We start from the raw sequence: 13,698 nt of genomic DNA on the forward strand, positions 1-13,698 counted from the left end.
CGGACTACGATTTTTGAATCAATCAAAAATCATAGTCCGGATTTTACTGTTAGAGAACCAAAAATTAATAGTTAATTCCCAGCCTCCTTTTTTTAGCTCCGAATATTATAGAGATATCGCATGCCACAACCCAAGGCCTTAGTGTCTAGCTACGCGTCGCAGGCCCTCGGGGTTGTGTCACAGCTCTTTTTTTATTTACTTTTAACGGTTAAACAAAGTATCAATTGACTGGTGGTTATGGATGCGAACAATTGCTTCTTCCAATAGGTCTGCAACTGACAACTGAACTAGTTTACCAAATTGCTTTTCCTTTGGTAAGTGGATTGTATTGGTGACCACGATCTTTTCCAGCATTGAATTTTGGAGAACATTAACCGCGTTCCCAGAAAGAACGGGGTGCGTGGCAACCCCATAAATTTTCTTAGCCCCAAACTTATTTAAGGCCTGGGCAGATAATTTCATCCGGACACCGGTATCGACAATGTCATCAACAATTAGTGCCGTTTTTCCCTTTACGTCACCAATCACGTATTCAGGAACTTCCTGCTTCGTTTGCTCCCGAACCTCATCAGTCCGGTTATCAATAATTGCAATTGGTGCCTTAATTCGCTCAGCAAACTTACGGGCAAAACTAACCCCCGCATGGTCAGGAGCAACAACAACGGTGTCATCATTAATCAAATTATGCTTGTAGAAGTAATCAGCAAAGAGACTAGTCGTCTGCAAGTGGTCTACCGGAATATCAAAGAAACCTTGTACCTGTGCGGCATGAAGGTCAATCGTCACGAGCCGGTTGATCTGGTCCATTTCGAGGAGGTTAGCAACCAACTTTGCAGTAATTGGTTCACGGCTACGTGCCTTCCGGTCTTGACGGGCATAACCATAGTATGGCATTACCACGTTAATCTTAGCAGCACTAGCACGCCGCAACGCATCTACCATGATCAGTAACTCCATCAGGTTAGTATTGACCGGGTCAGAAACAGACTGAATTACATACACTTCACAACCACGAATGCTTTCATCAATGGTAATTTTAATTTCACCATCAGCAAAGTGGTTTACTGAGGCCTTACTGAGCGGCAAACCAATCTTTTCAGCGATTGATTCAGCAAGTGGTCGGTTTGAGTTCAAGGCAAATAGCCGAACATTTTGAGCATTTTTTATCTGCGTCATTGTTGTACTCCCTTTTTTTCCAAACAGTATCTGTTTTTATTATCGCAACATTTGCCGGCGCAATCAAGAGGGACCGTTATTTTATTACAGATCCTGCGGCCTGATCCCATCCATCCCGATCATCGGGTCGACACTGTTATTAGCAATCAATTCTGCCGTAAGTACCTGCTGGTTAGTGATTGGTGCAGAAACGACCGGCTCTTCTTCATCGACCTTTTCTACCGGTGGCTCTTTTCCACTGGCTGCCGGCGTCGATTTTGCTGGAGAACGGTGCCAGCGATCATTCAGCCGGTTTAGCAGGGTTGTCTTCCGGTTAGTGCCAACATTTTTCACGGCCATTGCCATTGCTTGTGCTTCACCAATAAGGACTAGTTTATCTGCCGCCCGGGTAATTGCGGTGTAAACCAAGTTCCGTTGAAGCATCCGACTGAACTGCCGGACCACCGGCAATAATACCATCTTAAACTGACTCCCCTGTGACTTGTGAATCGAAATCGCGTAGGCCAACTGAAGCTGGTTCCACTCCATCCGGCTGTAATTAACCTCATTTCCATCAAAATCGATCGTCATTGATGAGCCCTTTTTGCCCTTCTGGTTCTCAATTGCTTCAATTTCTCCGATATCACCGTTAAAGACGTTATTTTCTGGACTATTAATCAGTTGTAAGACCTTATCGCCAACCCGGAAAATCTGACCACGAAACTCAACTTCCTGCTTATCCTTTGTTGGCGGATTATAAACCTGTTGGGCAAGCTCATTTAAGTTATCCACACCCGCTGCGCCGCGATACATTGGGGCCAGGATCTGGACATCAGTTGCATTAAAGCCCCGCTGCTGGCTGAGGTTAATAATTTGTTCAATTACATCTGGCACCTGCCAAGCCTGACACGGGATAAATGACCGGTCAGCTTTCTTCGCCATCAGGTCTGCCGGTACCCGTCCTTCCTTCACCGCGTGGGCAAGCGGAATAATCGTTGAATCAGCAGACTGACGGTGGATATTGGTCAGCTCTACTTTCGGTAATTCAGGGAACTCCAACAAGTCATGGAAGACCTGGCCCGGGCCAACTGACGGTAGCTGGTCCTTATCCCCGACCAGGACCACGTGCATCGCCGTGGGGATTGATTGAACTAACGTTTTAAAGAGTAATGTATCAACCATCGACATTTCATCTACGATTAATAACGACCCCTTTAAGTCACGAGCATTAATATCCGTTGGCAATTCCCGGCCATTTAAGCCCAACATCCGGTGGATCGTGCTGGCTGGCAAGTCAGTCGCCTCGCTCATCCGCTTGGCAGCCCGACCGGTTGGTGCTGCTAAAAGGACCGGGAACGTCTTTTCCTTGTATTCATCAATATCTAATGAAATCTGATGAACCTTAGCATAACACTCAACAATTCCGCGGATAATGGTTGTTTTCCCCGTCCCCGGGCCACCGGTCAATAGCATTACTTTATTATTAAGGGCGGTCTTGATTGCGGATACCTGAACTTGGTCATATTTGATCCCCGTTTCGCTTTCAACGTGGTCGAGGGTCTTAGTAATAGTCTCGTCAGCAACCGTCTCTTCCTTTGCGCTCATCAAGCGGTTAAGGTGGTCAGCAATTTGGTACTCTGCTCGATAAAGATTGGTGGGGTACAACCGGTTCTCTTCATAGTGGATTTGTTTTTTCTTCTCTAATTCAACAATCTGGTCAGCAACCACCGTTTCATTAACATGGCCATTACTCGATTCATTTAGTAACCGTTGGGCATTCGCCAACAGCGGCTCAGCACTCGTATATGTATCACCGGTAGCCATGGTCAAGTCATCAAGTGACTGGACAATCGCCGCGGTAATCCGCCGCGGGTCATCACCCGCAATTCCAATTTTCTTGGCGACCTGGTCAGCACGTTTAAAACTAATCCCATCGATTTCCGCAGCTAACTGGTAGGGATTCTCACTGATAATATGAAGAGCATCATCACCATACCGGTCAACGATTGTGCTAATCAAATTACTGCCAAAGCCGTAATCATTTAGGCCAATGATTACCTGGTCTAGTCCTTGGCTGGCCTGTAGGTTCTCAATAATTGATTTTTTTACCGCCGTGCGCAATTTAAGGTCATCCAGCACGTGTGGGTCGGCGCTAATCTTATCAATTGCGTCAGTTCCTAATGCATCAACAACCTTCTCCGCCGTTTTCTGCCCCACGCCCGGAAACTGTTTTCCGGATAAATACTCGACTAACCCTGCCTTGCTAGTCGGTTGGTTAACGTGGTACGAACTTGCCTGAAACTGCCAGCCGTAGCGGGGGTGTTCAATTAATTGTCCCTCAAAGCGGTAGGTCTGGTCATCACTGAGGTCACCGAAGCTACCGGTCACCGTAATCTCAGTTTCTGACCAGTCAAAATTAGCCTCCTCCACCGAAACGGCCAGGACCTTATAAAAGGAATCAGGACTGGTAAAAATTTCCGACTGAACTTGGCCAATAAAAAAAGACGGCTCCGTCGGCGTCTTGAATAAGTCCATTTCAGTTGCCATTGAAGTCATCCTTTCCCTGATTATTCATTTTTACCTTGAGTAGCACGCAGCGTCTTTTCGATCTCTGCTAACCGCTTCTCACTCTTTTCGTAGTAAGTAGGGTTAAGCTGCTTAGCCTGGGTCAGGTAGTCCTTGTAAGGCTCACCCAGAACCATCGCAACGATTCCCCGGTTAAACTGCGTATCTGCCCGTCCCGGGTGACGCTTTAAGATCGCATCGTAATACTTCTTAGCAGTTGTAAACTCACCTAGTGCTAACAGTGAGTCACCGAGCACCTGGTTAATTTCTGGGTCCTCAGCACGCAATTCATGGGCAGTAATACCATAGGCAACTGCTTGCTTGTGCTGTCCCTTCTTCATGTAGCTCTGGGCCAACATCAGGTATGAGTCAGCCTTTAACTTCTTATCTTCAATCTTGTTATAAAGGTTAATTGCTTTATCAGTCTTACCGACCTCGTAGTAAAGGTTACCAAGACCATAATTGAGGAGGTTGATCGCTGACTGATCACCCTTTGCTTCAAAGATTCCCAGGGCCTTCATGAAGAGCTCTTCCGCCTGTTCATAGTCGTTTAACCGCGTTAACAGGGAACCCAGGTCGTAATAATTGTTGACTTTGTCGGGATGTTCATCAATGGCCCGGATCAGCTTGTGAACTAATTTTTCGGTTTCCCGTTTTTTACTATCCTTAAATTCTTCTTTATTTTCCATCACAATCACCTCATTAAATCGTATCAGTAGGGTCTACTTTGGTCTTGTGTAAGTAGGAAGTGTCATTCCACTGTTCGAGGGTAAAATGCTCTGCATCAGTAGTATCAAGGATCGTCGTCGAGGTATTACTCAACCCGCCACGGTCTTTCAAGTGGGGCATTGGTGTCCCGATCAAGGCATTGATTGTTGCATTCAGTGCGGCACCGTGCGACACAATTAAAATATTGCTGTCTGGATTTAACCGGCAGAACTCCTTCACCGCTGACCCCACACGGTCAATAACCTGGGCAAAGCTTTCGCTACCGGTTGCCGTTTCATCATACCGGTCTGGGTGATGACGGAAATTATTTAATTCCTCGGGCCACTTTTTGGCAACATCGTCAAAGTGCATCCCCTCCATCTGACCAAGGTTAAACTCCATCAACCGGCTATCAATGGTCAACCGAATTGGCTGGTCAAGATGCTGGATTAGCTTTTGAGCGGTAACCCGGGCCCGCTTTAATGGGCTAGCGTACGCGTGCGCAAATTCAACGGTCCGTAACGAGTCCGCAAGCAGTTCAATTTCTTGATAACTTTGCGGCAGCAATGGCGAATCGCCGTGGGCACCCTGGTACCGTGATTGTAAATTCCATTCAGTTTTTCCGTGACGGATTAAATACACTTTTGTCATTTTTCATCGCAAACCTTTTTAACTAATATCTTACCAGAAAAAATAATAATTGTTCACTCTTGTTTCAAACTATGTATCGGCACCGGGCACCAGTACCCGGTCCGGATTTTGTAATATGTCAATTAAACGTACTGCAATTGCCGTTCATTATTGTATGCCCGGTCAATGATTGCACTACCAAGGCATTCCTCACCATCGTAAAAGACAACCGCCTGCCCGGGGGTAATTGCCCGTGCTGGGTCATCAAATTCAACGGTTACCGTTTGGTCATCATCTGCGATGTGGGCAGTTACCCCCACATCCTTTTGGCGGTACCGGAACTTTGCCGTGCAGTGGAAGTCACGACCATAGCGACTAACGACATCATCCACCCAGTGGATATCACTTGCCTCCAAGTGGGTAGCATAAAGGTGCTCGTTATGGTAACCCTGGCCGACGTAAAGGACGTTCTTTTCAATGTCCTTGCCAACCACAAACCATGGTTCGTTACTCTCTTTATTACCGCCAAGGCCAAGGCCCCGCCGTTGACCAATGGTGTAGTACATCAAGCCCATGTGCTTACCAACAACCTTACCATCCACGGTCTCCATCTTGCCCGGTTGTGCAGGAATATACTGGCTCAAGAACTCGCGGAAGTGACCATCTTCACCGATAAAGCAAATTCCAACCGAATCCTTCTTATCAGCAGTAGCCAATCCTGCTTCCTTGGCAATCTCACGAATTTGCGGCTTAGTATACTTTGCCAGCGGGAACATTACCTTGTCCAACTGGTGGTAATCAAGTTGGCTGAGGAAGTAGGTCTGGTCCTTGTGCTGGTCAGCCGCCCGCATCAGGTGCATCCGTCCATCAGCATCCCGCTTTAGGTCAGCATAGTGCCCAGTGGCTACGTAGTCCGCCCCCAGCTGGTTAGCATAATCAATGAAGGCCTTGAACTTGATTTCCTTATTACAAATTACGTCGGGATTAGGTGTCCGTCCCTTTTTATATTCCGCAATAAAGTACTTAAAGACCCGGTCCCAGTACTCCTTTTCAAAGTTAACCGAGTAGTATGGAATACCAATCTTGGCAGCTACCTTTGCCACGTCCTTGTAGTCCTCGGTTGCGGTACAAACACCATTTTCATCAGTGTCATCCCAGTTTTTCATGAAGACACCAACGACATCATAGCCCTGGCGCTTTAACAGCAGTGCGGTAACGGAGGAGTCAACTCCGCCACTCATACCGACAACAACACGCGTTTGGCTGTGGTCAGTCATTATTTATCACCATCATTTCAAATAGATTCTGGAATAATCTACGATTGAAGGTCGCATGCTTCCAGTATCGTTTATTGTAACAAAGTATGCAACGGGCTGCACTTATTTTCCCTCGTTACTAATAAATACGTTTCTTTCAATCATTTCTTTTAAAATAAAGTGAAGTTGTTCGATAAATTCAGCCGACCGCTGGTGGTTGAAGATGTTAATCTTACGGGCCCCATTCCCTGTTACGGTCTCCATTTTAAAGCCGTCAAGGTCCGCATTAATTAGGATCCGCAAGCGGGCAACCGGCTTAAAGGGGTTATCAGTATCGAGGCTTCCCTTATACTCAAAGTTGCCCCGCCGCGTCTCTTCAAAGCCAAGATCAATCAGGGTGTATTTTTTTAGTTCCGGACTGATTGTATACGTATCTTTATCCCCAGGGAGTTTAACACTCTTCGTAAATTCCATTACTCTTCACCCCCGTTAATTTTCTTCAACTTATTAACGATTTTCACGACTGCATTAATTAGCTTATCGATATCCTCGTCCGTGTTCAATGCTCCAAAGCTGATTCGGATTGATTGTGAAATCCGCGGACTGTCGGCGCCATACATGGCGGTTAAAACGTGGGAAGGTTCGATACTTCCTGCCGTGCAAGCAGACCCACCGGAAACCGCAATTCCTGCTAGGTCTAAATCGGTTTGCATGACGTAAGTCGAAATTCCCTTAAACCATAAATTAAGGACGTGATTTAAATTATCGGGCTTGATTTCCCCGTTTACGTCAAAGTCAACCCCATTGTCACGCAGGCCCTGGACAATCTTCTTTTTAAAGTGGTAGTAGCGTTCCTGCCGCCGCTTCTTTTCTTCCGGCGTATCAATTGAAACTGCTTTGGCAAAGGCGGCCACTGCTGGAACATTTTCGGTCCCGGCCCGCCGCTTTGTCTCCTGGTCGCCACCCTTAATAAAACTAGGGAAGTTGATTCCATCACGACGGTATAAGAAGCCAATCATCTTGGGCCCATTCAACTTATGGGCAGACGTCGAGAGCATGTCAATATGGTCAGCCTTGACGTCAATTGGCAACAGGCCATATGCCTGAACTGCATCTGTATGGAACCAAGCCTGGTGGTCCTTTAAGATTTCACCAATTTCGTGAATTGGCATCCGGCTACCAACCTCATTATTTCCCGACATGATCGTTACCAGGATGGTATCATCACGCAAGGCAGCCTTAAAATCAGTCAGTGAGATATTACCGTTTTCATCTACGGGCAGGTAGGTTACTTCAAACCCATGCTCCTCCAAGAAGTGAAGGGGTTTCAAGACGGCCTCGTGTTCAATTGCCGTTGTAATAATGTGTTTGCCTAACTTTTGCCGTGCAAAGGCGGTTTGAATAATGGCGGTGTTGTCACTTTCCGTTCCCCCGCTGGTAATCACAATCTCATTATCATCAGCATTAATGCTTTGTGCTAAAACATGCCGACTGTTTTCAAGGACCAGCTTAGCATTCCGCCCATATGAATAACCAGTCGAAGCATTACCCCAGGCATCCTTCATCTGGGTTGTCATTTCATCAATCACTTCGGGAGTCATCGGTGTGGTGGCGGCGTTATCCAAGTAAACTTCCTTCAAAATACTTGCTTCCTTTCTTTAGTCGGCAAGGTCGCTAAACAGTTGTAAAAGCATGTTAGCGGACCGCTTACCAGCATCAATAATAAAGTCATCAAAGCTGACACCGGCATCTTCGTCACCAGTATCAGACATTGCGCGTACCACAACGTATGGCACGTGGTGGTCAGTGGCAACTTGACCAACGGCGGCCCCTTCCATTTCACTAGAAAGCGCGTCCGGGAAGTTCTTTAGGATTGTGGTAATTGCATCCTGACTGGCAATAAATTGGTCACCAGAGACGATTAACCCCCGCTTAATGTTTAAGCCGGTTTGTTCACCCGCCTTTTCCAGTGCCTTTCCCCATTTTTCGGAGGCCACAAACCGCGGCTCTTTTCCTGGTAGTTGCCCGTACTGGTAATCAAATGCCGTGGCATCAACATCGTGGTATGCCGTTTCTGTTGAAATAACGACGTCTCCCACGTGGAGTCCGGCGCCGATGCCACCAGCAGAGCCAGAATTAATCACGACATCCGCGCCACAATCAGTAATTAGGTGTTCGGTAGTAATTCCGGCCTCAACCTTACCAATTCCCGATTCACACAGCACGACTTCTTGTCCTGAAATCTGACCAAAGTAATAGTCCTTACCACCGATTTCCTTAACTTCTTCGCCCGCTAACTGTGCCTTTAGTTCCTTAATTTCCTCGGGCATTGCACAAATAATTCCGAAACGCATTTTTCCACTCCTCTTTATCCAACGTAAAACAAAATCAGGTAAACAATTATAATTGCCACAATAAGGGCAATGATTGCAATATTGAGTTTTCGCTTTAAGACCGCTGTCTTTTCCTCAGCGCTCCTTGCCTTTTGTTCATCGGCAAACTGCTGCCGACCTTCAGCGATTTTCCCCTCGTTTTGGTCATCACGACTAATCAGGTCATCGTCTAAGTAGCGGTCTTGCTGCTTAAGCTGTTCCCGGTATTGCTTCCGGGACATTTTCTCTTCGTTAACTGGTTCTTGTTTATTGTCCATTCTTCTTCATTCCTTGCCAGTAGTAAATTGCCATCACTGTCTTGGCATCTTCAATTTCACCGCTGTCAATCATTGCCAGTGCTTGGTCTAAGGTTACCGTTTGGAGGACCAATTGTTCATCTTGATCCTGCGGCAATTCTTTGTCGACTGGTCGTAAACCCGTTGCTAAGTAGAGGGTCATATACTCATCCATACAACCAACCGACGTATAGAAGCTTGATAGTTTCTTTAGCTGGTCCGCCTGGTAGCGGGTCTCCTCGTTTAACTCCCGGATTGCGGCGTGCTTGGCACTATCTTCATCACGAGAGTCAACCTTACCAGCAGGGATTTCTAAAGTTGTCTTGGCAATCGGTGACCGCCACTGCTTTTCAAGGATCATCTGATCATCAGCGGTTATTGCTAATAAGGCGACGGCTGGTGCATGGTGAACGATCTCCCGCTGGGCAATATTCCCCTGGGGAGTCCGCACCTGTTGAACCTCCACGTCAATTAAATGCCCTTCAAAAACAGTTTTGCTGCTGACCGGCTTTTCTTCAAATTGCATCTCCGTCAACCTCCTTACTTAATTACCCGCACATGGGCGGCTTGGGGCCCCTTCTTCCCCTGAACAACCACTAGCGAAACCTCTTCGCCAGGGTGTAAGATCCGACGGTGTGTCCCTTCAATTCCACTATAATGGACAAAAATTTCTCCTTCGTGGGGAACATTAATGAAGCCCCACCCTTTTTGTTCATCAAAGCTCTTTACTTCACCTTTAAGCATTCTTTCACCTACTAAACAAAAATACCAAGCAACAAGCGTCACTTGGTATTTTACACCGCCTGAAATTGAATGTCATTGATTGGCATTGTTAATCAACGGTTATTATAATAATTTTTTACTTTTCGAGCCCTTCGTCAACTGTCTCTGGATAGTTTTCCCAGACAATCTTTGCACAACGGGCACAAAGCATTGGGTATGCATCGTCAGTACCGACATCTTCCTTGACCATCCGGCAACGAGCACAGGTTTCACCTTGTGCTGGTGATACCTTAACCGCTACCCCGTCATTGTACTTGTCAGCATCTGCTGGTGCTTCGGTCAATGGGTGGAAGTTCAAGGCAGATACCCCTAACAGGAGGGCCACGTTTTCGTCCAAGCTATCAACCAGCTTTTGTTGGTTGTCATCGAGGTAAAGGTCAACTTGGGCCTCAAGGGACTTACCAATCTGCTTGTCATTCCGTGCTTCTTCCAGGCCCTTTAATACATGTGAACGAATTTCCATGAACTGGTCCCACTTGTCCAGCAGGTCTGCTTCGTTGTCAAAGGTCCGTGGGTCCGGAATTTCCGTCAACTGAGCAAATTGTTCTGGTTCATCCATGTATTCCCAGACTTCTTCGGTCGTGTGCGGAAGGATTGGGGTTAAGAGCTTAACCATCGTCAACAGGATGTTGTAAAAGACCGTTTGCATTGAACGACGAGCTTCAGAATCTGCTGGTTCAATGTAGAGGACATCCTTGGCGAGGTTCATGTAGAAGGCGGACAGGTCGTTGTTGACGAAGTTGATCAGGAGCTTGTAAGCATCCAGGAAGTCATATTCGTCAAAGTCAGCCCGCATTTCCTTTAAGAAGTGGTTTAACTTAACCATCATGTACTGGTCAACACTGGCCATCTTACCGTATGAAACAGTGTTTTCAGCAGGATCAAAGTCACCGGTGTTAGCCAGCAAGAAGCGGAAGGTGTTCCGCAACTTCCGGTAAGCTTCGGAAATCTGCTGGAAGGTTCCCATGGAAACCCGGACATCCGCAGAAGTATCAGCAGACATTACCCACAGACGGATGATTTCGGCCCCCATCTGCTTAACCACCTTGTTCGGGTCAATAACGTTCCCCATCGACTTGGACATCTTCTTGCCCTTCTTATCCAGGGTAAATCCTTGGGAAACAATGCCCTTGTATGGAGCCTTGCCAGAGCAAACAACACTGGTAATCAGACTGGAGTTGAACCAACCACGGTACTGGTCTGAACCTTCGAGGTAAAGGTCAGCCGGGTAAGTTAGGTAGTCACGTTCTGCCAGGACACCCTGGTGGGAAGAACCAGAGTCAAACCAAACATCCATGATGTCAGTTTCCTTCGTGAACTTACCGTGTGGGGAGTGTTCGTTAGTGTAGCCATCTGGCAGGAGGTCCTTAGCATCACGGTCAAACCAGACGTTAGAACCGTACTTTGCAAACAAGTCAGCGACATGGTTAATGGTTTCTTCTTCCATGATTGGTGTGCCATCTTCAGCGTAGAAGATTGGGAGTGGTACCCCCCAAACCCGTTGCCGGGAAATTACCCAGTCGCCACGGTCCTTGATCATGTTGCGCAGACGAACCTTCCCCCAGGATGGTTTGTAGTCAACATCTTCTAAGGCGTTGAGGATCTCTTGCCGCATCTTATCGATGGAAACAAACCATTGGTCAGTTGCCCGGAAGATGATCGGTTTCTTTGTCCGCCAGTCAAATGGGTAGGAGTGCTTCAACGGTTCTTCCAGCAGAAGTGAGTTGTTTTCTTCCAACTTCTTCAGTGAAATATCATCCGCATCTTGGTAGAAGACGCCGTCAAAGTCATCCCCGTTTTCCTTCGTCAGTACCCCTTGATCATTGATTGGTGCAAAGATTGGCAGGTTGTGTTCCAAACCAAAGTGGTAGTCATCATCCCCATAGCCAGGAGCGGTGTGGACTAAACCAGTACCAGCATCGGCAGTAACGTAGTCGGCAGTGCCAACCAGGATATCACGGTCCAGATATGGGTGCTTTGTGACCATCCCGTCCAGGTCGGTCCCAGCCAGGTGCTTAACCACTTCATAATTTTCCCAACCGAGCTTTTCAGCAACGCCTTCCAGTAGTTCGGTCCCGATGACAAATTGACGGTCATCATCAGCGGGCTTAACAACGGAGTAGTCAAACTTAGCATTAACAGCAACGGCTTCAGAAGCTGGTACGGTCCATGGTGTCGTCGTCCAGACAACCAGGTACGTGTTGTCATCTAAAATCCCCTTGCCATCCTTTACTTGCTCGGCAAAGAAGGCGGTCTTAGCAACTACGTCATGGTATTCAACTTCGGCTTCGGCCAGGGCTGATTCAGATGACCATGACCAGTAAACAGGCTTCTTGGCTTGGTAAAGCAGGCCCTTCTTGGCAAATTCACCAAAGACCCGTACCTGGGCTGCTTCAAATTCCTTATTCAGTGTTAAGTAAGGATGGTCCCATTCACCACTGACCCCGAGGCGCTTAAAGTCCGTCCGTTGCTTATCGACTTGCTCTAAGGCATATTTACGACAAAGGTCACGGAATTCTGACGTCGACATCTTCTTCCGGTCATAGCCAGACTTAGTCAATTGGTGTTCAATTGGTAAACCGTGAGTATCCCAACCAGGAACGTATGGTGCCCGGAAGCCAGTCATTGACTTATAGCGGACAATGAAGTCCTTGGAAATCTTATTCATGGCATGACCAATGTGAATGTTACCATTGGCATATGGAGGGCCATCATGTAAGACAAATGTTGGCTTACCCTCATTTAATTTTTGTCGTAATTGGTATACTTTGTTTTCTTCCCAAAGCTGTTCACGTTTTGCTTCGGTAACCGGTAACTTTCCCCGCATTGGGAACTTAGTCCGGCCCAGGTTTAATGTATCCTTAACCCGCATGGCAAACGACTCCTTTCTCTTGATTACTTACCCTAATAAAAAAGCTCCATCCCATTACAGGGACGAAGCTTTTTTCGTGGTACCACCCAATTTCAAGACCCAGTTGGATCTCCTTTGGTCATTGGTTAACGGTAATGAGCCGGCCACACTTACTAACCTTCAGCATGACACTCCGAGATGATCAGAAACCAGCAATACCATCAGCCTCCCACCAATCGCCGACTCGCTTGGGTATTAACTGCTGATTTCAATTCTCTTCAACATTTTATTAGGGTAATTGTAGTAATTATTTATCCTAGTTCTTATCCTGGTCACTATCAGGGAAGACAACCACTGTTTCACCAGAGTCAGCAGATGCTGGCGCTGGTTCACTATTATCTTGTGGTGCAACACTTGGTGCCGGATCTGGCACTGCCGGAGCAGGTTCAACTGCAGGACGGTTAATGCTTTCATCGTCCTCTGCAGGATCGGAACTAATTGTTGTAGATTCTACACTTTCTGCTGATTCGTTGTCAAGGTTCTTTCCCAAGATCTTTTGGATTTCATTATACTGAGCTAAATCATCATCAGCCAGCAGCTTGTCCCATTCGTCACTCTTAACAACTTCTAACTGTGATTCCAGCATTACCTGGAGACGTTGACGGAAGATCCGTGTTTGCTTCTTCAAGTCATTGGTCTCAGTCGTCAGCTTCCGCGTTTCTTGGGTACTTTGTTCAATTACCTGGTTAGCCTTTTCATTGGCTTCGGAAACAATGTCAGTTGCCTGTTTTTGTGCTTCCCGCACCATAATATCGGCTTCCCGTTTTGCATTGTTCTTAACCTTATCAGCAGCCTCTTGTGCAACCAGGATTGACTTGTTCAGTGAATCCTTCAATTCACTAAAGTACTTCAGCTTACCTTCATCGGCCTTAATCGTTTCCTTGAGGGCATGATTTTCTTCCGTCAGTTCTTGAACGGTTTGCGAAACCTGTTCAATAAACCGACGAACTTCATCCTGGTTAAAGCCCCGCATCTTAGTTGAAAATTGTTGCTCATTAATATCTTTTACCGTTAACCCCATT

Annotated in this window: 13 protein-coding genes and 1 other annotated feature; all 13 genes read right to left on the minus strand. The window is 46.8% G+C overall.

Going from position 1 to position 13,698, the window contains the following annotated elements; genetic code table 11:
- Nucleotides 1-201 precede the first annotated feature (201 nt).
- The 13 genes from QOS07_RS05040 to QOS07_RS05100 all read right to left on the minus strand — a co-directional run bounded on the left by QOS07_RS05040 (nt 202) and on the right by QOS07_RS05100 (nt 13,697).
- Complete coding sequence (locus tag QOS07_RS05040; RefSeq protein WP_283587909.1) at nt 202-1,176, minus strand: ribose-phosphate diphosphokinase; 975 nt, start codon at nt 1,174-1,176, stop codon at nt 202-204.
- An 84-nt stretch (nt 1,177-1,260) separates the two neighbouring features.
- The gene (recD2, locus tag QOS07_RS05045) at nt 1,261-3,702 is read right to left on the minus strand and encodes an SF1B family DNA helicase RecD2 (protein WP_283587910.1); all 2,442 of its coding nucleotides are present in this window, start codon (nt 3,700-3,702) and stop codon (nt 1,261-1,263) included.
- 20 nt (nt 3,703-3,722) lie between these two features.
- Complete coding sequence (locus QOS07_RS05050; protein WP_283587911.1) at nt 3,723-4,409, minus strand: tetratricopeptide repeat protein; 687 nt, start codon at nt 4,407-4,409, stop codon at nt 3,723-3,725.
- Between the two features lie 13 nt (nt 4,410-4,422).
- Entirely contained in the window at nt 4,423-5,079 is a 657-nt protein-coding gene (locus QOS07_RS05055; RefSeq protein WP_283587912.1) for a histidine phosphatase family protein, read from the minus strand.
- A gap of 122 nt (nt 5,080-5,201) precedes the next feature.
- Nucleotides 5,202-6,335 carry a tRNA 2-thiouridine(34) synthase MnmA gene (gene mnmA / locus QOS07_RS05060; protein ID WP_283587913.1) on the minus strand — a complete coding sequence of 378 codons (1,134 nt, stop codon included), beginning with the start codon at nt 6,333-6,335 and terminating at the stop codon, nt 5,202-5,204.
- A 102-nt stretch (nt 6,336-6,437) separates the two neighbouring features.
- Nucleotides 6,438-6,788 (minus strand): DUF1831 domain-containing protein, encoded by a 351-nt coding sequence (locus QOS07_RS05065; RefSeq protein WP_283587914.1) that lies wholly within the window; start codon nt 6,786-6,788, stop codon nt 6,438-6,440.
- The gene (locus QOS07_RS05070; RefSeq protein ID WP_283587915.1) at nt 6,788-7,954 is read right to left on the minus strand and encodes a cysteine desulfurase family protein; all 1,167 of its coding nucleotides are present in this window, start codon (nt 7,952-7,954) and stop codon (nt 6,788-6,790) included. Before QOS07_RS05070 ends, QOS07_RS05065 begins: the two co-directional genes overlap by 1 nt.
- 18 nt (nt 7,955-7,972) lie before the next feature.
- Entirely contained in the window at nt 7,973-8,668 is a 696-nt protein-coding gene (locus QOS07_RS05075; protein WP_283587916.1) for a 5'-methylthioadenosine/adenosylhomocysteine nucleosidase, read from the minus strand.
- A 14-nt stretch (nt 8,669-8,682) separates the two neighbouring features.
- Nucleotides 8,683-8,964 carry a hypothetical protein gene (locus QOS07_RS05080; RefSeq protein WP_283587917.1) on the minus strand — a complete coding sequence of 94 codons (282 nt, stop codon included), beginning with the start codon at nt 8,962-8,964 and terminating at the stop codon, nt 8,683-8,685.
- Nucleotides 8,954-9,508, minus strand: a complete 555-nt coding sequence (locus tag QOS07_RS05085; protein WP_283587918.1) for an NUDIX hydrolase — start codon at nt 9,506-9,508, stop codon at nt 8,954-8,956. The genes QOS07_RS05080 and QOS07_RS05085 overlap by 11 nt, the downstream gene beginning before the upstream one ends.
- A gap of 14 nt (nt 9,509-9,522) precedes the next feature.
- On the minus strand, nt 9,523-9,726 hold the full coding sequence (locus QOS07_RS05090; RefSeq protein WP_283587919.1) for a cold-shock protein: 204 nt from the start codon (nt 9,724-9,726) through the stop codon (nt 9,523-9,525).
- A gap of 115 nt (nt 9,727-9,841) precedes the next feature.
- Nucleotides 9,842-12,637 carry an isoleucine--tRNA ligase gene (gene ileS / locus QOS07_RS05095; protein WP_283587920.1) on the minus strand — a complete coding sequence of 932 codons (2,796 nt, stop codon included), beginning with the start codon at nt 12,635-12,637 and terminating at the stop codon, nt 9,842-9,844.
- A gap of 55 nt (nt 12,638-12,692) precedes the next feature.
- Nucleotides 12,693-12,907 (minus strand) — a binding site (T-box leader).
- Nucleotides 12,908-12,932: 25 nt separating this feature from the next.
- Entirely contained in the window at nt 12,933-13,697 is a 765-nt protein-coding gene (locus QOS07_RS05100; protein WP_283587921.1) for a DivIVA domain-containing protein, read from the minus strand.
- Nucleotide 13,698: the final 1 nt, after the last annotated feature.

Source organism: Limosilactobacillus viscerum (assembly GCF_947387525.1).
GTDB lineage: Bacteria > Bacillota > Bacilli > Lactobacillales > Lactobacillaceae > Limosilactobacillus > Limosilactobacillus viscerum.

Coding starts and splice junctions, on each gene's coding strand:
- QOS07_RS05040 (WP_283587909.1), bottom strand. CDS start 1,176: ATGACGCAGATAAAAAATGCTCAAAATGTTCGGCTATTTGCCTTGAAC.
- recD2 (WP_283587910.1), bottom strand. CDS start 3,702: ATGGCAACTGAAATGGACTTATTCAAGACGCCGACGGAGCCGTCTTTT.
- QOS07_RS05050 (WP_283587911.1), bottom strand. CDS start 4,409: ATGGAAAATAAAGAAGAATTTAAGGATAGTAAAAAACGGGAAACCGAA.
- QOS07_RS05085 (WP_283587918.1), bottom strand. CDS start 9,508: ATGCAATTTGAAGAAAAGCCGGTCAGCAGCAAAACTGTTTTTGAAGGG.
- QOS07_RS05080 (WP_283587917.1), bottom strand. CDS start 8,964: ATGGACAATAAACAAGAACCAGTTAACGAAGAGAAAATGTCCCGGAAG.
- QOS07_RS05065 (WP_283587914.1), bottom strand. CDS start 6,788: ATGGAATTTACGAAGAGTGTTAAACTCCCTGGGGATAAAGATACGTAT.
- ileS (WP_283587920.1), bottom strand. CDS start 12,637: ATGCGGGTTAAGGATACATTAAACCTGGGCCGGACTAAGTTCCCAATG.
- QOS07_RS05055 (WP_283587912.1), bottom strand. CDS start 5,079: ATGACAAAAGTGTATTTAATCCGTCACGGAAAAACTGAATGGAATTTA.
- QOS07_RS05075 (WP_283587916.1), bottom strand. CDS start 8,668: ATGCGTTTCGGAATTATTTGTGCAATGCCCGAGGAAATTAAGGAACTA.
- QOS07_RS05090 (WP_283587919.1), bottom strand. CDS start 9,726: ATGCTTAAAGGTGAAGTAAAGAGCTTTGATGAACAAAAAGGGTGGGGC.
- QOS07_RS05100 (WP_283587921.1), bottom strand. CDS start 13,697: ATGGGGTTAACGGTAAAAGATATTAATGAGCAACAATTTTCAACTAAG.
- mnmA (WP_283587913.1), bottom strand. CDS start 6,335: ATGACTGACCACAGCCAAACGCGTGTTGTTGTCGGTATGAGTGGCGGA.